15 protein-coding genes and 1 pseudogene are annotated in these 19,149 nt (G+C 68.9%); 8 read left to right on the forward strand and 8 right to left on the reverse strand.

Going from position 1 to position 19,149, the window contains the following annotated elements:
- Both ABZX92_RS24805 and ABZX92_RS24810 read left to right on the forward strand, forming a co-directional pair.
- Window positions 1-259, forward strand: a pseudogene (locus ABZX92_RS24805) (hypothetical protein); the annotation flags it as partial.
- 24 nt (window positions 260-283) lie between these two features.
- Window positions 284-1,162 (forward strand): LysR family transcriptional regulator, encoded by an 879-nt coding sequence (locus ABZX92_RS24810; protein WP_355563775.1) that lies wholly within the window; start codon window positions 284-286, stop codon window positions 1,160-1,162.
- Here ABZX92_RS24810 and rph read toward each other — a convergent pair.
- The 5 genes from rph to ABZX92_RS24835 all read right to left on the reverse strand — a co-directional run bounded on the left by rph (window position 1,138) and on the right by ABZX92_RS24835 (window position 9,963).
- Complete coding sequence (gene rph / locus ABZX92_RS24815; RefSeq protein ID WP_355563778.1) at window positions 1,138-3,558, reverse strand: rifamycin-inactivating phosphotransferase; 2,421 nt, start codon at window positions 3,556-3,558, stop codon at window positions 1,138-1,140. The two genes, ABZX92_RS24810 and rph, sit on opposite strands and share 25 nt — an antisense overlap.
- Before the next feature lie 111 nt (window positions 3,559-3,669).
- Window positions 3,670-7,257, reverse strand: a complete 3,588-nt coding sequence (locus ABZX92_RS24820; protein ID WP_355563781.1) for a discoidin domain-containing protein — start codon at window positions 7,255-7,257, stop codon at window positions 3,670-3,672.
- A 167-nt stretch (window positions 7,258-7,424) separates the two neighbouring features.
- Entirely contained in the window at window positions 7,425-8,369 is a 945-nt protein-coding gene (locus ABZX92_RS24825; protein WP_355563784.1) for a LuxR C-terminal-related transcriptional regulator, read from the reverse strand.
- 49 nt (window positions 8,370-8,418) lie between these two features.
- Window positions 8,419-9,513, reverse strand: coding sequence for a hypothetical protein (locus ABZX92_RS24830; RefSeq protein WP_355563787.1), 1,095 nt, complete (start codon window positions 9,511-9,513; stop codon window positions 8,419-8,421).
- 111 nt (window positions 9,514-9,624) lie between these two features.
- Complete coding sequence (locus ABZX92_RS24835; protein WP_355563789.1) at window positions 9,625-9,963, reverse strand: hypothetical protein; 339 nt, start codon at window positions 9,961-9,963, stop codon at window positions 9,625-9,627.
- 80 nt (window positions 9,964-10,043) lie between these two features.
- Between ABZX92_RS24835 and ABZX92_RS24840 the strand changes: the two genes are divergently transcribed.
- Window positions 10,044-10,772, forward strand: coding sequence for a type 1 glutamine amidotransferase domain-containing protein (locus tag ABZX92_RS24840; RefSeq protein WP_355563791.1), 729 nt, complete (start codon window positions 10,044-10,046; stop codon window positions 10,770-10,772).
- A gap of 154 nt (window positions 10,773-10,926) precedes the next feature.
- Here ABZX92_RS24840 and ABZX92_RS24845 read toward each other — a convergent pair whose 3' ends face one another.
- The 3 genes from ABZX92_RS24845 to ABZX92_RS24855 all read right to left on the reverse strand — a co-directional run bounded on the left by ABZX92_RS24845 (window position 10,927) and on the right by ABZX92_RS24855 (window position 12,430).
- Complete coding sequence (locus ABZX92_RS24845) at window positions 10,927-11,250, reverse strand: hypothetical protein (RefSeq protein ID WP_355563794.1); 324 nt, start codon at window positions 11,248-11,250, stop codon at window positions 10,927-10,929.
- A complete protein-coding gene (locus ABZX92_RS24850; RefSeq protein WP_355563796.1) occupies window positions 11,247-11,624 on the reverse strand; it encodes a cupin domain-containing protein in 378 nt (125 codons plus the stop codon). Before ABZX92_RS24850 ends, ABZX92_RS24845 begins: the two co-directional genes overlap by 4 nt.
- Before the next feature lie 92 nt (window positions 11,625-11,716).
- Window positions 11,717-12,430 carry a response regulator transcription factor gene (locus tag ABZX92_RS24855; RefSeq protein ID WP_355563799.1) on the reverse strand — a complete coding sequence of 238 codons (714 nt, stop codon included), beginning with the start codon at window positions 12,428-12,430 and terminating at the stop codon, window positions 11,717-11,719.
- Between the two features lie 410 nt (window positions 12,431-12,840).
- On the opposite strand from ABZX92_RS24855, the gene ABZX92_RS24860 reads away from it, so the two are divergent.
- From ABZX92_RS24860 to ABZX92_RS24880, 5 genes are read left to right on the forward strand one after another with little or no spacing between them, the layout of a single operon-like run.
- The gene (locus ABZX92_RS24860) at window positions 12,841-14,130 is read left to right on the forward strand and encodes a SidA/IucD/PvdA family monooxygenase (RefSeq protein WP_355563802.1); all 1,290 of its coding nucleotides are present in this window, start codon (window positions 12,841-12,843) and stop codon (window positions 14,128-14,130) included.
- Window positions 14,130-15,650, forward strand: coding sequence for a class I tRNA ligase family protein (locus ABZX92_RS24865; RefSeq protein WP_355563805.1), 1,521 nt, complete (start codon window positions 14,130-14,132; stop codon window positions 15,648-15,650). Before ABZX92_RS24860 ends, ABZX92_RS24865 begins: the two co-directional genes overlap by 1 nt.
- Window positions 15,650-16,693 carry an FAD-binding oxidoreductase gene (locus tag ABZX92_RS24870; protein ID WP_355563808.1) on the forward strand — a complete coding sequence of 348 codons (1,044 nt, stop codon included), beginning with the start codon at window positions 15,650-15,652 and terminating at the stop codon, window positions 16,691-16,693. The genes ABZX92_RS24865 and ABZX92_RS24870 overlap by 1 nt, the downstream gene beginning before the upstream one ends.
- Window positions 16,693-17,913 carry an MFS transporter gene (locus ABZX92_RS24875; RefSeq protein ID WP_355563810.1) on the forward strand — a complete coding sequence of 407 codons (1,221 nt, stop codon included), beginning with the start codon at window positions 16,693-16,695 and terminating at the stop codon, window positions 17,911-17,913. Before ABZX92_RS24870 ends, ABZX92_RS24875 begins: the two co-directional genes overlap by 1 nt.
- On the forward strand, window positions 17,910-19,145 hold the full coding sequence (locus ABZX92_RS24880) for an ATP-grasp domain-containing protein (RefSeq protein WP_355563813.1): 1,236 nt from the start codon (window positions 17,910-17,912) through the stop codon (window positions 19,143-19,145). The genes ABZX92_RS24875 and ABZX92_RS24880 overlap by 4 nt, the downstream gene beginning before the upstream one ends.
- Window positions 19,146-19,149 lie beyond the last annotated feature (4 nt).

Raw genomic sequence — 19,149 nt, forward strand, 5'->3', positions numbered from 1 at the left:
GCCGGTTGATCCGGCGCGCGCGTACGCCGATCTGACGGCGCAGGCGACCAAGCTCAACGAGGAAGTCCTGCGCGCGCAGGAGGATCTGTCGGTGAGCGCGGGCAGTGGTTCGGACACGACGGTGAAGTCGTCGGCGCTGGGTGGGCCAGACGGGCGGCGCACCTGGCGGACGGCGTGGAATGTGCTCACGAGGAGAAACGTAGGAAGGAACGAGCCTGGGGAGCAGACCGCGAAGTTGATCGATCACCGTCTTCCATGAGCCGCGTTCATGGATAGTGGAGCCGTGGACCTGAGCCCCGCCGAGCTGCGCCTGCTGATCGCAGTCGAGAGCACCGGCAGCTTCACCGCCGCGGGCCGCGAGGTCGGCCTCTCGCAGTCCGCGGTGTCGCACGCCGTCCGGGAGGCCGAACGTCGTGTCGGCGCCGTGCTGTTCGAACGCGGCAGACAAGGTGCCCGCCCAACACCCGCCGGGGAACGCGCACTCGTGCACGCCAGGCAGATCCTGCGCCAGCTGGAACTCCTGCGGACCGAGGCCCGCGACGCCGCGGCCGGCTCGGTCACCGGCCCGGTCCGGATCGCCGCGTTCCGCACCGCCGCCGCCCACCTGCTGCCACCCGCGCTCGACCGGCTGACCACCCGGTTTCCCGGACTGCGGCCGCAGGTCCTGGTCGTGCCGGAGCTGGGGCGCGGCACGGCGGGCGAGGTCGCCGACGGACGCGCCGACCTCGCCATCGCCACCCTCGACGACAACGCCGAACTACCGGGTCTGCAGCACGGCGACCTGGTCACCGAGCCGTACCTGCTGGTGCACCCGGCCGGGCACCCGGATCCACGCAGTCTCCCGTTGCTCGACTGGCCGGAGAACTGCTCCTCCTACACCCGGCACTGGTGGGCCACGCAGGACTGGCTGCCACCGCGCAGGCTCGATGTCGCCGACGACAGCGTCGTGCTCTCCATGGTCGCGCAGGGCATCGGCATGGCGATCCTGCCGAAGCTGACGCTGCTGAACCCTCCGCCGGGCGTGGAGGTCGTCGACCTCGGACCGGACCGGCCGACGCGCCGGCTGGTCCACGTCACCACCACCGCGGCCAGGCACTCGCTGGCCGTCCGTGAGCTGATCCGCGAGCTGCGGGCGGGTCAGTCCGAAACGATCTCGATGTAGCCGTCGGTGCCGTGCACGCGGATCCGCTGCCCGTCCTGGATCAGCCGCGTGGCGCCCTCGACCCCGACGACCGCGGGCAGGCCGTACTCGCGGGCGATCACCGCGCCATGCGTCATCACGCCGCCGACCTCGGTCACCAAGCCCGCGATCGCGACGAACAGCGGTGACCAGCTCGGGTCCGTGTAGGCCGTGACCAGGATGTCGCCCGGTTCGAGATCGGCGTCCGCCACGTCGAGCACGACGCGGGCCCGGCCTTCGATCATCCCGGCGGACACCGGCAGACCGACGATCGCACCGGCCGGCAGGTCGTCGCGCCGGTACGAGCCCGAGATCGCCTCGCCGTCCGACGTGAGCACCCGAGGCGGCGTGAGCGTCTGGTACGACCGGAACGCGTCCCTCCGCTGCCTGATCAGGCCGGCGTCGGACTCCTGGGTGCGCACGACTTCCTGAAGTTCCTGGAACCGCAGGAAGTAGATGTCCTCCCGCTCGTCGAGCACACCGGCCCGCACCAGGCGGTCCGCCTCCTCCAGCAACGCCTGCTTGTAGACGAAGTAGCGGCTGACCATGCCGTACTTCGGGTACTCGCGGTAGCCGGTGAACGCCCGGACGCGCTCGATCATCCGCCGGGTCTCGTCGGCCTTCTGCTCGCCGTCCGGCAACACCCGCAGCCGTTCCAGCACCTCCCGCTCCTTGGCCGCCGCCTGCCGGAGCCCTTCCTCGAAGCGCTGCTTGCCCGCGCCCTGCTCGAAGTTCCGGATGTTGGTGAGCAGCACCGGCAACAGGGTGCTGGGCTGCTCGCTCCACCGCGGCCTGGTGATGTCGATCTCGCCGACGCAGCGCATCCCGTACCTGTCCAGATAGGCCTGCAGCGCGGGCAGTTCGTCCACAAAGGACTCGTCGTGCGCGTTCTGGAGCAACGAGACCAGCTCGGGACGCGGCCGGATCGCGTCCGCGACGTCGAGCAGTGCGAGCCCCATCTCCGAGGTGACGTTGTGCGGGACGGACTGCGTCAGCACGTCGGCCGCGTTCTTCTCACCGAGCCACTCCTGCAGATGGTCGTTCAACCACCACGTCGTCTGCATCCCGGCCATGATCACCTCGCTGCTGCGCGGGTCGAACAGCAGCCGCCGCAGCTCCTGGAAGTCCGCGAGGATGAAGTCGAGCAGCTCGGACCCGGACTTCTCCCTGATCGCGAGCTTCAGCGCGGCGACCGAGTCCTCGTTCTGCTTGATCAGCTCGGTGACGACGTCCGGATCGGTCTCGATCGTGGCCTTTGCGGAGCCGGGGATCGACAGGCCCGGCCCGTCGTCGTCCGACAACGGCACGAAGCCTTCACGCCCCAGAACCGTCTCCAGCGCGTCGCGGATCAGCGGATCGGACTTGCCCGCGACGTCCAGGAACGCGTTGCGGCTCGTCGTGACGGACAGGACCGGGGTGATGTCGACGAACAAACGGCCGCCCGCCTCCGCCATCGGCCGGGGAGTCGTCAGCTGCCACACGGACAGGCCGAGCGGCGTCATCGCGTCGGTCATCATCTGCTGGTGGCCGACGGACACGTAGACGTGATTGTCCTGGTCAGCGACCTCCGGCACGGGGAACAGCGTCGTGATCGGGCGACTCTGGACGATCTGGAACCCGCCGTCCGCCAGGCACCACTCGATGTCCTGGGGACGGCCGAAGTGCGCCTCGATCTCCCGCCCCAGCCGCACCAGTTCCACGACCTGCGCGTCCGTCAGCACGTCGGTGGCGACCGCCCTGTCGATGATCTCCCCGTCGCGCACCTGGTAGCTGTCCGCGTTGACCAGCCCGGACACGAACGCCTCGCCGAGCCCAGGAACGGCCTCCACGCGGGTGATCTTCCGGTTGGACGTGACGGGGTCGGCGGTGAAGAGCACGCCGGCGGCCTGCGCGGCGACCATCTCCTGCACGACCACCGCCATGGTGACGTGCTGGTCAAAGCCGTTGCGCTGCCGGTAGGCGACAGCTCGGTCGGTGAACAGCGAAGCCCAGCACAGGCTGACGTGCCGCAGCACGTCAGCGGCCTTGACGTTGAGGTACGAGTCCTGCTGACCGGCGAACGACGCACCCGGCAGGTCCTCGGCGGTGGCACTCGACCGGACCGCGTACAGGCCCTCACCGAGCGCCGAGGTGATCTCCGCGGCGACCTCGTCCGGAATGGCGATCGCTTCGATGATCTTCCGCAGCTCGGCCGGTTCCAGCCGCTCGTCGACCGCGTCCCGCACCACGTGGGAGAACGCTTCGGTCGTCACCACGAACCCAGCGGGCACGCTGATGCCGTCGACCCGCGTCAGTTCGCCGAGGTTCGCTCCTTTGCCGCCGGCGGTCGCAACCTGAGTCTGGTCGATGTCGTGCAGGTCCAGCACATAGATCCCCATGACGGGAGAGTGTGAAGCAAACCGGGGGTCTTGCCACAAGACCCCCGGTGCGCTATAAGTTGAACATGGCGGGGAGACGAGTCTCCTCGCTTTTGTCGTTTCCTCAGGACATCAGGTCAGCTTCGGCGCCGAGTTGTACGCCTCCGCCAGCAGCCGCGCCGAACGAACCGTCCTCTGCGGACTGATCGTCACGGTCCTGGCTTCCCCCGGCAGCAACCAGAAGTAGTTGTCGCTGTACAGCGTCGGCAACACCCGATCAGTCCCGTTGCGCTCCCGCAGGGACAACCGGACCATCGCGGCCACCGTCTTGCCGGTGTTGCGCACGATCGCGGTGTAACCGTCCTTCGTGGACGTCATCGTGATCGCCAGCTGCGTGTAAGCCAGCTGGTTCAACGCGTGCATCGACGCTTCCGTCCGGTACCGCCAGTAGGTGTTCTCGGAGATCTGCTTGCCCTGGGCGTCCGTCAGCGTGAGGCGTAGCAGGTGGAACGCGGGCAGCGCGGCGTCGAACGGCACGGTGAACACGGCCGGAGCCGAGGTCGGAGCGATGTCGAGCTTCTGCTTCTGCTCCTGCCCGATCGGCTTGCCGTCCAGGCCGTACAACTGGGCCTTCACCGTCACGCCGGTCAGCGCGGAGGCGGTGTGGTTGACGGCGTTGACCTGCCAGTTGGTCGGGTTGGCCTGCACGTGCCGCTGCTCGCAGCCCTTGCGCGAGCCGTAGAAGCTGCCGTTGACCTCCAGGTCGTAGTCGTAGGTCTGCCACACCGTGCTGTGCCACGCGGGGTGCGACATCCACAGCAGCACACCGGTGGCGTCGTTCCACAGCTTGGTGTTCCACGCCTCGAAGATCGCGCGCATGCTCTCGTAGTTCACGAACTGCGCCTTGCGGCAGAACTCCTCCAGGCTGCTCGACGGCGCGAGCCGGGCGTCGATCGCGCCCTTGTAGCCGCCCGGCTGCTGGTTGCTGTTCTCCGACCAGTCGTGCAGGTACCAGGCATCACCGATCGGCCAGCCCGCGTTGCCCTGGCCGACGAGGTTGCGCATCGACTCCACGACGGACACGGTCGGCAGGCCGGTCTCGCTCCAGAACCCGAACTTCCCGCCGGTGGCCTCACCGGTGAAGTACTGCTTCGGGTCGACCCACCGGTAGTTGCCGTCGCCGGTGATCACGCCGCTCGCCGAGTTCGGCTGGTAGAGCAGGTCCGTGTTGGTGCTGACGATCTCCTTCAGCACGCTGTCCACAGAGGACGGCGGGCTGCCCTCGTTGCAGCCGAACCACACCGCGCAGCAGGCGTGCGAACGGTAGCGCAGCACGGTGTCCTTGGCCTGCTCGAAGAACTTGTCGTGGTTCGCGGGGTCGGCGGACCAGCCGAGCCAGAACTCGTTCCACAGCAGGATGCCGTACTTGTCGCAGGCGTCGAAGAGCTCCTCGCGGTAGGACGAGCCGACCCAGTTTCGGATCAGCGTGAAGTTCATGTCCTTGTGCAGCGCGACGGCGGCATCAGCGCGGGAGGCCGGCATGCGGCGCAGCAGCTCGTCCCAGCCCCAGCTGCCGCCGCGGGCGAAGATCTTGACACCGTTGACGATGATGATCAGCGGCTTGGGGGAGTTGTCCTTGTCCGCCACGTCCGTCCAGGTCTGGCCGTCCTGCGAGACCTGGATCTTGAACGTGGCCGCGTACGCCGTCTCCCAGCGCAGCTTCACGCGGTCGAACGAGACAGCGGAGCCGAGATCGACCTGCACGTACTCGTTGTCGTTGTAGTTCGACGTCCACCGCGACTTCGGGTCACCGTCGGTCACGGCGCCGGGGGAGGTCCAGTCCGCGCTCGACGAGGCTTCCGCGTTCCTGCCGCGCGCCAGGTCGGTGTCCGGGTTCCTGCTGTCCACAACGGACAGCGTGAAGACGGAGAAGCCCCAGCTGGTGGCACGCCGGCCGCCCTGCATCCGGACGTAGCGGGCCTGCTGGGCCGGGAAGTCGACGGTCTGGTCTGCGGCGCCGTCGACGATCGTGATCGGCAGGTCGTAGGAGTAGGTGATCTGCCGGATGCCGAACTTCAGCTTCTTGCGGTCGCTGACCGCGCTGCCCTTCGCGACGGTCAGCGTCAGGTCGTGCAGGGTGGGGTCGCCGTACCCGTTGGGCCACCACAGCTTCGGGTTCTTGATCCGCAGCTGGGAGTGCGTGGACGGGGAGAACCTGACCGCGGACTCGGAGTTCGCGGGCACGGTCACGGTGCTGCTGACCTTGATGCCGTCGAACTCGGCGGTGACGGTGACGTTCTGCGCGGTGGCCTCGACGTTGCGGACCGGCACGGTGAACGTGACCTCGGCGGTCGACGAGTCCGGCAGCACCGTGTCGATGCGCGGGTCGCCGATCACCACGGCGCCGGTCGAGCGCAGCCGGACGTGGTTCCAGATGCCGGAGGCGCGGTCGCGGACGGCGGGCATCCAGTCCCAGCCGGACACCGCCAGGTACGTCGGCGAGTTCTTGAACATCGTGCTGTTCGCGCCGACCCACGCCTCACCGCGCGGCCCCTTGTCGCCGGGGCTGCCGGGGAACGGCATCGGCGCGATCCGCACGGCCAGGTTCTGGTCACCGCTCTTGCGCAGCGTCGTCGTGACGTCCAGCGCGGCCCGGCCGAACGGGTTGCTCATCGCGCCGACTTTGCTGCCGTTGAGCCAGATCTCGGCCTCGTGGTTGATGCCGTCGAACTCCAGCCAGACGTGCCGGCCCGCGCTGACGTCGAGCCCGCTCGGCAGGCTGAACGTGCGCCGGTACCACCACACGTGCCGGGACAGCGCCTCCGGGATCTTCAGGTTGTTCATGCCGTACACCGGGTCCGGCAGGTGCTTCTGCTCGACGAGCGACGCGAGCACCGTGCCCGGGACGGTCGCCGGCACCCAGCCGCGGGTGTCGACGTTCGGTGCGGACAGCGCGGCGCCGTCCTTGGCGGGCGCGAAGTCCTGCATGGTCAGGACCCAGCCGGACTCCAGCGGCACGGACCCGTCGGCGCCCACGGTCAGCGCCGGGTTCTCCCGGTTCTGCACCGGCCAGTTGGTCCAGCCCTGCACCGCGGGCCGGTTGTCCCTGCTCGTGCCGAAGACCTGGAAGCCGTTGAGCCCCAAGGGGTTTGAGGTCGAGCGGCGGGACGCCGTGAACCGGACCCAACGCGCCCGGACGGTGGGTGTGAACGGGATGGTGACGACGGAGCCGGTGCCGGACTCGGTGCCGTGGACCGTCCGCCAGGTGCGGCCGTCGTCGGACACGTCGAGGTCGAACACGACCGCGTAGCTGGAGAGGATCTCGGTGCCGATGGTGTCGGCGCGGGAGGCGTTGGCGTCGAACGCGGGATCGCCCGGCTTGGCCTCGAACGTGAGCACCACCGAGCTGATGTCGCAGCGGCCCTGCAGGTCCACGATCATCCACTGGCCGTCGCCCTGCCCGGCCCGCCAGCCGGAACCCTGCACACCGACCTGCGTCAGACCGTCCACGGCGAACTCCGCCGGGGTGGCCGCGTAGTCGGTGGAGGAGACCGAGACCGGGCGGAACAACGCCAGGTCCGCTGCCGGTGCCGCGGCCTGCTCCGGCGCGGCGGACGCGGTGGCGGGCACCAGCGCGCCCAGCCCGAAGCCCGCGAGCAGCCCACTGCCGATCGTCAGCGCCTGCCGTCTCGAGACGCCGTCGCCGAAGTCCTGCGTCATTGCGAGCTCCGATCCCTGTTCCTGACAACGTTGCCAGGAAGCTTCGATCGCGTTACTTGCGCCGTCAATACGACAAACGAGACAGGAATTCCCGGCCAAGACATCGATGTCATCTCTGTCCTGCTCGCGCGTGAAAACCGGTCGGTGGACCGGGAAAGTGCGGGTCCTTACAACCAGCCCTGGCGCGACGCCTGCACGCCCAGCTGGAACCGGGTCTGCGCGCCGAGCGTCTCCTGCAGCCGGCTGATCCGCCGCGCGATCGTCCGTTCGCTGACCCCGAACTCGCGCGCGATCGCCTCGTCGGTCAGCCCTGCCAACAGATACGTCAGCAGCTGCTTGTTCTCCTGTTGCGGTGCGCTGTCCACCTTCGTACTCGCCGTGACCGGCACGGCCATCCGCCAGAACGCGTCGAAGAACCCGGCCAGTCCACTGAGGAACGGCGAGTCGTGCACCACGACCGCGGCGATGTTCGGCTTGCCCGCCACCGGAGCCCGCGCGGCGACCAGCGCCCAGCGATCGTCCACGATGGTCACGTTCATCGGCACGTGCGGGAACACCCTGGCCTCTTCGCCCGCCACCACGCACTGCTGCACCATTTCGAGCGCATGCGTGTCGTGCAGCACGTGCGCACCGTAGATGACCTGGTACGACACACCGCGGGCGAGCGCTTCGAAGAACCCGTCGACGATCTTGTGGCCCTCGGTGGAGAGGTTGCCGAGCGTCATGGCCCTGACCCGTTCGCGGGCGTCGGTCTGGACGCTGTCGAGCACCGCCCGCCCGGCCTCGTGCGACGGTAGCAGCTCGAAGTCCGTGCGCCGTTCGAGACCGCGTGTCCACAAGCGGGACAACATCTCCGCGCTTTCTCTCGCGAGCGCGGCCTCACGCGTGTGGCGCTGGGCGAGCGCTTCCATCGCGAGCCTTGGCGGGGTCGGGATGACCGTGTCACCGGTCAGCTCGACCAGGCCCATGGCGGACAGTTCGGCCAGCGGTGCGGACAAGTCGGTCTTGAGCCGTGCGGTGAGATCCGCGAGCGACGACGCACCTACCTCGACCAGGTCGAGGTAGGTGCGTTCCGCCGCTTCGGAGAGTCCGAGGGCCTGCAACGGCTGCACAGCTGCCGTTGTACCACCGCAACCGTCTTGAGAGGACGGCTGCAGCACGTCAGGCGTCCGGAGCGACCAGGATCGGGAGCTGCTTCTCGAACAGGCTCGCGAACGTCAGCGTCGACAGCACCTGCCCCTGCTTCTGCGCGTCGTTGGCGACGCCGTAACCCCACTCGGCCGCGTGCAGCCGCTGGTTGGGCGTGCCGTGGTGGGTGTTCCCCGCGAACGAGCAGTCGCCGAGCTGAGCGAACACCTCCACGAACTGCTGGACGCGCTTCCACTGCATGGTCGCGCCACGTGCGTGCGTCAGGTAGTAGGCGGCGAACGAGTCGGCCATCAGCTCGGTTCGCCTGCTCGCCTCTGGGCCGGTCAGGTCCGAGTTGAACAGGCCGCGCTGGAACTGCACGTGGTGGCCGTACTCGTGGGCGAGAATCGCCTGCGGGGCGACGTCGCCGAGCCCCACCGCCTGCATGCCCGCGAGCACACCGTCACCCATGACGATCTCCGGCGGCACCGTGCCGGCGCCGGGGACCTCCAGCCCGCCGATGGCGAAGGCGTTGAACGTGAACCCGGGGTGCCGGCCGTGCTGGAACTTGTCGGTGTCCATGAGCGTCGCCATCTGGTCGGCGAGGCTCGCCGACACGGGCTCGGGGAAGCCCCAGCCGACGGTGAAGACCCTGGTCAGCTTCGCCCGGTCGGTCAGCATCGTGCTGCGCAGCGGCAGCAGGCGGATCTTGCTCGGGTCGATGTCCCAGAACTTGCCGAGGTCGCGGAACGTGTGGGTGACCTGGGTGGTGAACGGCCCGAAGCCGGTGCCCGCGTCGTTCGGGAACAGGACGGTGTCGAGCAGCACGAGCTGCTGCGCGAGGCCGGCGAGGTTGTGGTCGACCGGGGTCCAGTCGGCCTTGCTCGCGGTGAGCCAGTCGCGGATCGGGCTGGAGGGCGAGCACACGTAGGCGCTCGGGTCGATGACCTCGATGTCGAGCCTGGACTGCAGCTGGCTCGCGTGCACGACCGAGTCGGCGGGCAGGTTCAGCAGAGCGTCGGGAGCCGTCCGCGCCCAGGCCGGAGGGGGCATCAGGCCGACAGTTCCAAGAGTTGTCACAGCAGCCGTCACGGCCACCGCCAGGCGGGAGGCGATGGTGTTTCTCATGGTTCTCCTCGGTGCCGTGGGGGAGCGGGTGCTCAGTATCAGCACCCGCCGCCTGCGGAAACGAGGCTCTGAGCTGGCGGAAAGTGGCATGACGAGAAGATGACAGCGCGGCTACTCGGGTCCAGGCGTGTCCACGATCAGCGTGGCGATCGCGGCTGGTGGCGCAGCGAGACCGGGGCCTCCCGCGTCGACCCAGTCGGCCACTCCGTGCACGGCGTCGTCGTCGAGGACGGATCCCACCCACACGGGCTTCGCGCCCGCGGCCCGCGCGGCCGGGCTGGGCTGCACGACGACCACGTTCGACACCTCGCACGCGTCCAGGCAGTCGGCGACCTTGACGGCGGCGAGCCGGGAACGCAGCAGCTCGAGCTGGCGGTCGTGGTCGACCTCCGGATGCTTGCGCTCGGTGCCGCAGCAACATCCCCGGCAGACCGTGATCCGTGCACTCATGATCGTTGTTGTACTCACTCGGGCACGGGATCGGGCGGGAACGTGCCGCGGTTCTCACCGGATGAGGGAGAATCACCGCCGTGCGCATCCTGATGCCGTTGCCGGACCACGACTTCGACGTGACCGAGGTCGCCGTGCCCTGGCGCGTGCTGACCGACGCCGGCCACGAGGTCGTCTTCGCCACCGAACACGGTGGGCAGCAACCGCAGGCCGACCCGTTGCTGCTGTCCGGTGTCCTCTTCGGACAGCTGGGCGCGGAGCCCGAGCCCAAGCAGTTCTACCAGCAGCTGACCGAGGCTCCTGAGTACCGCGCCCCGATGGCGTGGAGCGCCATCGACCCGTCGTCGTACGACGGGCTGGTCCTGCCCGGCGGCCACGCTCCCGGTATGCGCCAGTACCTCGGGTCCCCACTCCTGCAGGCCAAGGTCGCGGAGTTCTGGGCGTTGCAGCGACCGGTCGGGGCGATCTGCCACGGCGTGCTGGTGCTGGCGCGGGCGACGGACCCGGTCACCGGCCGCAGTCCACTGGCCGGCCGCCGCACGACGTGCCTGCCGAAGTACATGGAGCGCTCGGCCTACTACCTCACCGCCTGGCGCCGCGGTCGCTACTACCGCACCTACCCGGCCTACGTGCAGGACGAGGTGGTGGCGGCCGGCGCCACGTTCGAACGCGGCCCGACCGAGCTCTCCCGGCGCGGCACGGCGACGGACGACACGCCCGCTTTCGTCGTGCGGGACGGCAACTACGTGTCGGCGCGGTGGCCGGGCGACGCCTACCTGTTCGCCAGAACGTTCGCCGGCCTGCTCTGATGGCGTCTGCGAGTACCGCCAACTCTTGATCAAATCGCCTCTGACCACACCCAACTGCCCTGGACCCCGGCCGTCTTGGCGGCCCGGCGAGTTGGTAGCGGGAAAGTGCTGGATGATCTTGGGTTGGTGGTACTCGCAGACGCCATGCCAGCAGCTAGCCGACCTCGTCGATGTACGAGGTGCCGGCGGCCGCGTGCGGGCCGTAGCGTTCCCACTCCTCGCGCAGCCGCAGCCGGCCCTCGGCGGTGAACTCCGGTGTGTTCACGGTGTGCCCGCAGATCACGTCGCCGTTCTCGAGCACCATCGTGTATCCCATGTGGAGGGTGCCGTCCGGAGAGCGCGTTCCCGCGATCGAGCCGCGGCGGACCTTGCCACCGGCGAAGTCGGCCCACACGAGGTCGCCGTCCTGGTGGTACTCGGCGACGGTGTGCGGGTCGCTGTCGGGCTTGCGGAACCGGCGGCCGTTGTAGTCGATCATGCCGGGCGCTCCTCGGCCAGGTACTCCTCGGCCATGATCCCGTCCCACCAGATCGCGTAGTAGGAGAAGTCCTCCTCGTACGGGTTCTGGATGTGGTGGTCGACGCTGCCCGGCATCAACGCCAGGTCGCCCGCCTCCAGCACGCGGGTGTCCCCGCCCACGACGACTTCGGCCCGGCCGGACATCGCGATGAACAGCTCCTGCTCGCGGTGCTGGTGCCGGTCGGTGACGTCGCCGGGGCGCAGCACGCACCAGGCGCCGCGGAACGGCGTGGCGAGGCCCGGCCACGGGTGCAGCAGCTTGAGGTCGAGCCCGTGCTCGCGTTCGAGGTTCTCGGGCTCGCTCCGGCGAAAGTCCACTTTGTCCGTCGGCATCCCCAACTCCGATCGACGTTCGGCGACGAGGCGGAGCGTAGGTTCGCGGGTTTCCCTTCCGACAGGGGACGCTTTCCCTTCTACGTCAGGAACTACCGCCCCAGGCCGGCGTCGCGCGCCATCACGATCGCCTGCGCGCGGTCCGCCACGCCGAGCTTCGCGAAGATCGCGGACACCCGGTTGCTGATGGTCTTCGACGCGAGCGCGAACTCGCGGGCGATGGCCACGTTCGACCGGCCCGCGGCGATCCGGTCGAGCACCTCCCGCTCCTTGGCGGTGAGCTGCGGGAACGGGTAGGGCGAGTGGTCGGAAGCCGGGTGCATGAGCGCGCCGAAACGGGAGGCGATGGTTTTGCCGATGAGGAACTCGCCGGCCGCTACCGCCTGGATGCCGCGCACGATCTGGTCCGGGTCGGCGTTCTTCAACAAATAGCCTCGTGCGCCCGCACGAATGGCAGCCATGACGGTCACGTCGCAATCGCGGGCGCTGAAGACCAGAATGCCCGTTTCGGGGCATGCGCGCGCTATTTGTTCCACTAATAGGCAGTTTCCGGAACCGATGGTGTCGACGTCGACGACGAGCACGTCGGGCCGGCAGCGCATTGTCTCGGCCACCACCTCGGAGAATGTAGAAGCTTCACCAATCACCGTGAGCCCGCCGGCGCGTTCCAGCACAGAACGCACTCCGTGCCTGATGGCGGGCTGTGTGTCGGCCAGCACCACGGTGACTGCCGCAGGTCTGTGCAGTACCGCGATGTCGACGCCGCGGCGCAGCGACGGTAGTGCCGAGTGTTCCACCTGAGTCATCGGTCTTCCCCCGAAATAGCTCTTCGTGTCATTCCATAGCGGTCACCTGTTCTCCCCCAAAGAGCGGCACCGGCCGTAGGGTATATCGCTCCATCGGGGTGAGTCGCGATCTCGGAAACGTGGTTTTCACTCGTTCGGCCCAACGTACTGCCGCATGCCCGTGACGACCGGAGTAACGGCGTGCCTGCGATTGCCGAGGTTGTTCGGCGAAGCGGCTCAACGAGGGGTGACATCAGGTGACAGCCGGTGACCACGGCCATGATCACTCTCGGTGAACCGGTGTGGGAGTTCTTTGCCCCATAAGCGAATCGGCAATTGCCCATGCTGCCGGGAACAGTTCCCCTATCTGCTGGGAAACCCCGCTACCTAGCCTCTGGAACGCCACTCGGGGACGACTAGAGGGGGACCGTGTGACTGTCCATGACGTGGGCGTACTGGCGATCGGCGCAGGCCCGGCGAACCTCGCCCTGGCCGTCGCGATCGAGGAGTCCGGGGCGCGGGAACTGGCGGGCGACACGCTCGTGCTGGAGCAGTACGAGGACATCAAGTGGCAGCGCGGCACGCTGATGCCGTGGGCGCGCAGCCAGGTCTCGTTCCTCAAGGACCTCGTGACCTTGCGCAACCCGACCAGCCGCTTCTCGTTCCTGAGCTTCCTGTACGAGCAGGGCCGGCTCGACGAGTTCGTGAACCTGGGCACCTTCCACCCGTACCGCTGGGAGATGTCCGACTACCTGCAGTGGGTCGCGTCCTCTTTGGACCGGGTCCGGGTGCGCTACAACGCCCGCGCCCAGCAGATCGACCCCGTGCACGAGAACGGTGTGATCACCGGGTGGACCGTGACGCTGGCCGACGGCGACGTGATCCGGTGCCGTGACCTGGTCGTCGGCGGTGGCCGCGACCCGCACGTGCCCGCTGTGTTCGCGGATCTGCCCGCCGAGAAGGTCGTGCACAGCTCGCAGTACCTGCATCGCATCGGTGACCTGTCGAAGGGCCTGCCAAATGATGGGCGGCAGGTGCACGCCGTCGTGGTCGGTGGCGCGCAGAGTGCGGCCGAGATGTTCTACGCGCTGCACGGGGATCTGCCCGACAGCCGGGTCACCATGGTGGTGCGGTCGATCGGCCTGCAGAACTACCAGACCAGCAAGTTCATCAACGAGGCCTTCTTCCCGTCCTATGTGGACGAGTTCTACGACACGCCGGAAGAGGTGCGCGCGCAGATCCTCGACGAGATGCGGTTCGCGAACTACGCGGGCCTCGCGCCGCCGTTCCTCGACGAGCTCTACACGATGCTGTACCAGCAGAAGGCGCTGGGACCGCAGCGTTCCAGCGTCCGGTCGATGACCGAGGTCGCCGGCGCCCGGATGGACGGCGACGAGGTCGTGCTCGACCTGCACGACCGCAGGACCGGCAAGGTCGAGCCGGTGCGCTGCGACCTCGTGGTGCTCGGCACCGGCTACGACCAGCGGATGCCCGCGATGGCAAGGGATCTGGCCACGCAGCTTGGTCTCGACGACATCGCGGTGAGCCGTCAGTACCGCGTCGACATCGGTGACGCGGCGTGGGGCGCGCTGTACCTGCAGGGCGTCAACGAGAAGACGCACGGCATGTCCGACTCGCTGATCAGCGTGCTCGCCCACCGCTCGCAGGACATCGTCAACGACCTGCTCGCCCGCCGCACCGCCGAGCTGAGGACCGCCTGATGAGCAAGCTTCTGGTTATCGCCCCCGGCCCGACGGCGAACGGCGACCTGCACCTCGGCCACCTCGCCGGACCGTTCCTCGCCGCCGACATCTGCGCGCGGTACGCCCGTGCCGCCGGGTGCGACGCGCTGTTCGGCACCGGCATCCACTCGACGCAGAACTACATCGTCACCACCGCACGCCGCCTCGGCGTGCAGCCCGAGGACCTGCGGGAGAAGTCGGCGAGCCAGGTCGAGGCGTCGCTCGCGGCGATGGACATCCAGCCGGACGGGTTCGTGCGGTTCGACGAGCGGTACGTCAAGACCGTCGTCACGTTCTTCGACCGCCTGCACAGCGCGGGCAAGCTGCGGCTGCGCGCGGTGAAGTTCCCGTACTCGCCGCGGACGGGGGAGTTCCTCACCGACGCGTACGTGCGCGGCGGCTGCCCGGTCTGCCTGACCGACGGCTGTGCCGGGCTGTGCGAGGGCTGCGGCCACTGGATCGCCTCTGGCGAGCTCGTCAACCCGCAGTCCACATTGGACCCGTCTGATGTGGTCGAGCTGCGCGAGGAGAAGGTGCTCGTCCTGCCGGTCGAGGAGTACCGGGCGGGGCTGGAGGAGTTCTTCGCCCGGCACGCGCCGACGTTGCGGCCCCGGCTGGCCCGGATGATCGAGGAGATGCTGGCGCGGCCGTTGCCGGACTACCCGGTCACGCTGCCGATCTCCTGGGGCATCCCGGCGCCGTTCCCCGAGGTGGCCGGACAGGTCTTCTACTCGGACACCGAGACGATCACCTGGAGCATCCACGCCTCCGCTCTGGCGGCCCAGGCCCGTGGTGAGGTGCTGGAGAGCGACGACCAGCTGTGGTTCGCCGACACCGAGGTCGTGTACTTCTTCGGCTCGGACGCGGGGTTCGCGTTCGCGGTCGCCGGGGTCGCGATGCTGCTGGCGCTGGAGCAGTACGTGCTGCCCGAGCAGTTCGTCACCAACGAGTTCTACGAGCTGGAGAACGACAAGTTCTCGACCAGCCGCGGCCATCTCGTGACCGGGCAGGAGCTGCTGGACGAGGGCGTCCCGCGCGACCTGATCCGCTTCTACCTGGCCTCGACCAGCCCGGAGTTCCAGCGCACGAACTTCACCCGTGCCGCGATGGCCGAGGTGACGTCGTCCCGTCTGGTGGCGCCGTGGAACCGGATCGCGGCCAAGGTCAACGCGCTTCCCGGAACCCCACTGCCTGTCTCGGAACGGTCCCGCGTCGCCGCGCGGCTCATGGTGGAACGGTTCGCCGGTGCCTACGACGTGCGGCGGTTCAGCGTCACGGCGGCGGCGTTCACGATCACCGAGCAGCTGGCCCGACTGGACTCCTTCCCGCTCACCGCCGAGAACGCGGGCGACTTCTGCCACGAGGTCGACGCGTTCCTGCGCTGCGCCGGGCCGATCCTGACCGACCTCGCCACGCTGGCGTTGGGGGACACCACGATCCCGTCGACGTTCGACGCGGAGGAGTTCACTCCCCGACCACTGCCGGAACTGTCCGAGTGATGGCCAGAGTCGTCATCGTCGGAGCCGGCGTCACCGGCTTGCTGACGGCGGTCGAGTGCGCACTCGCCGGGCATCGCGTGACGGTGCTCGACCGCCGCAGCATCCCCAGTCCGGTGTCCACGTCGTTCGATCAGCACCGCGCGCTGAGGACGTTCGTCCCGGGCGACGTGGACGCCACCCTCGGCCGCATCGCCGCGCACCGGCGCTGGCTGGAGCTGGAGTCGTTGCTGGACACCAGGTTCTACCGCCGGGTCGGCATCGTCACGGCCTGGCCGCGCGCCGAGGCCGCGGTGCTGGCCGGCCAGGCGGCGAGGTGCGGGCTGCCGGTCGAGACGGTGGAGCCGGAGAAGCTGCCGCACCTGGTGTTCGCCGACGACACGGCCGGCGTGCTGGAGATCGACGCCGGCGTGCTGCTCGCCGAACGCGTGCTGGTCGCGGCAGTGCGCTGGCTGATCGAGCACCCGCTGGTGTCGTTGCGCCCCAACAGCCGGGTCATCGCCGTCGACACCGGTCGCGTCGAGGTCGAGGGCGGCACCACGGTCCACGCGGATCTGGTGCTGGTCGCCGAAGGTCCCTGGACGCGCGAGCTCGTCGGCGCCCCGGTGCGGTTGCACCGGCAGACCATGGTCTACCTGCGGCCACCCGAGCGGCTGATGCGCTGGTGGGAGAACGCCCCTGGTGCCGGACGCCTCGGCCGTGACGGCCGGGCGTGGCTGCTGCCACCGGGTGACGGCACCCTGCTGAAGATCAGCTCCGACGCCGTGCGCCGCGAGGTGGCCTCCGTCGACAGCGACGAGCTCGACCACAGGTGGGTCGACCGCCTGCTCGCCGCTTCCATCGTGTCCGATGTGGACAAGTACACCGTGGTCGCGGTCAAGCACTGCCACTACACCACCGACGCCGTCACGGGCGGCGCGCTGCTCACCGAGGTGGCTCCGGCCGTCTGGGCACGCGCGGCCTGCGGTGGGTCCGGTTTCGCTACGGCACCGCTGGTGGCCGGCCGGATCGTCGATGCCCTGCACGCCTTAGAGGAGGCAGCCTGATGTCCGAGAACGGTGGAGTCTTCGCAACCCTGCGAGCGACTCCCACACCCGTCCGCTACCTCCTCGGCGGCGTGCTGATCAACCAGCTCGGCGCGTTCGTCCAGACGTTCATCCTGCTGTACCTGACCTTCCGCGGTGACGCGCTCGGCATCGCCGGACTCAGCCTCGCCGCGTACAGCGTCGGGTCGATCTTCGGCACGCTGCTCGGAGGCGAGCTCACGCACCGGTTCGGGCCGCGCACGACGATCACGATGGCCATGCTGGCGTCCGCGCCGCTCGTGGCGTCGATCCCGTTCGTGGCCACGATCCCGGTGGCGTTGTTCCTGGTCGTCGGCCTCGCCGGGCTGGTGACGCAGGCGTACCGGCCGGCGGCGGCGGTGCTGCTGAGCGACCTGATGCCGGAAGAGCACCAGGTGATGGCGTTCTCGATGATGCGCATCGCGTTGAACACCGGTGCCGCGGTGGCCCCGCTCATCGCCGCCGGGCTGATCCTGATCGACTGGGACCTGCTCTTCTACCTCGACGGCGCCACCGCGCTGCTCTACGGGCTCCTGGCGTACGCGCTGCTGCCCCGCGTCGCGGCTCCGGAGGAGGAGCCCAAAGAGAAGTCCACTGTGGACGCCCGTGAGGCGTACGCGAAGATGCTGGGCGACCGGAAGTACCTCGCCTATCTCGCCGCAGTGTTCCTCGGCACGATCGCCTACGCGCAGTCGGTCACGGCGCTACCGCTGGAGATCGTCGCGGACAAGTACCCGACCAGCCTCTACAGCGCGGTGCTCACGGTCTCGTCGCTCGTGCTGATCACGTGCGAGCTGAAGATCACGAGCTACATCGTCAAGATCCCGCAGCACATCGCGGTGTTCGCCGGGCACATGGTGAACTCGCTCGGCTTCGTCCTCTACGCGCTGGCCTTCCAGTCCGGGACGTTCGTGATCCTCGGCGCGGTGTTCGCGGTGAGCGGTCTGATGATCGCCGGACCGACGATGTTCGCGCATCCGGCGAAGTTCCCGGGGGCGTACAAGTCCCGCTACATCGGCACGATGCAGGCCGTCATCGGGCTCGCCTCCGCGATCGGCCCGCTGTTCGGCGTCTTCACGTTCAACTCGCTCGGCGGCGCGTTCTGGATCGTCATCGCGCTGGTCAACGGCGTGGCGGGGCTGCTCGGGGTGTACGGCGTCCGTGAGGCCGAGAAGGAGCCCGTCGAGGCAGGTGCGGCATGAGACCCGTCCTCGTCGTCGGCTTCGTCGGCGTCACGATCGGCCTGGTCGCCCAGTTCCAGCCGGACGACTCGGTGATCTACGTCGAGGAACCGGACGTGATCCGCAAGCGGCACGTGCGCGACCAGATCGAGGGCGTCGGGTTCGTGCGCGGCCTGATCGAGTGGGAGTACCTCACGCCGGGCAAGGCGGACGAGTTCTTCCACGCCCACCGCGACCTCGACCCGGCGGCGATCATCCCGGCGATCGAGTACGCGACCCCGTTCGCGGCCCGCCTCGCCGAACGCTACGGCCTGCCCGGCGCGACGTTCGGCGCGGCGGAGATCATGCGGGACAAGGCGTTGCTGCGCCAGGTCACGGCCGCGGCCGGCATCCGCAACCCGGCCAGCGTCCGGGTGACGAGCCCGGCGGACGTGCTGGCGTTCATGCGAGAACGTTCGATCGTGCTCAAGCCGTCGAACCGCCAGGCCGCCGTGGGCACGCAGGTGATCCACGACCCGGACGACATCGAGCAGGCCTGGGCGCACTGCACGGCGCAGGACGAGGGGATCTTCGTCCCGGACCGGCCGATGGAGCTCTCCATGCTCGCCGAGGAGTTCGTCGAGGGCGAGGAGTTCAGCGTCGAGATGCTGGTGCGCGACGGGACACCGTTGTGGGCCAACACCACCGGCAAGCAGCTCGTGCCCGGACCGCTGCCGGTCGAGCTCGCGCACATCGTGCCCGCGGACATCTCCGCCGATCTGGACGAGCTGCTGAAGGTGGAGACCGCGCGGGTGATCGACGCCGCCGGGTTCCGCGACGGCATCGTGCACTGCGAGTGGATCGTCTCGGACGGCGTCCCGCACCTCGTCGAGTGCGCGGGAAGGCTCGCGGGCGACGGGATTCTGGACGTCATCCAGCTCGCCTACCCGGTCGAGCTGCTGCGCTGCTACTACGCCGTCCTGAAGGGCGAGGACCCGCCGAGCGACCTGCCGGCGCGGGCGAAGTCCGGTGCGGCGGTGCGGTTCCTGACGATCGAACCCGGTGTCGTCGAGAGCGTCGAGGGCGTGGACGAGGCACGGCAGCTCGACGGCGTGCACCTGCTGCAGGTGACGGTCGCGCCGGGGGAGAAGTTCGGCGGGCTCAGAAGCTCCTGGGACCGCGCGGGCATCGTCATGGCCACCGGCGACACGTCGGCGGAGGCGTTGCGCCGCGCGGAGAACGCCGCCGCGGCCGTCCACATCGAAGTCCGGTAATTCC

Source organism: Lentzea sp. NPDC006480, from assembly GCF_040611995.1.
Lineage (GTDB): Bacteria > Actinomycetota > Actinomycetes > Mycobacteriales > Pseudonocardiaceae > Lentzea.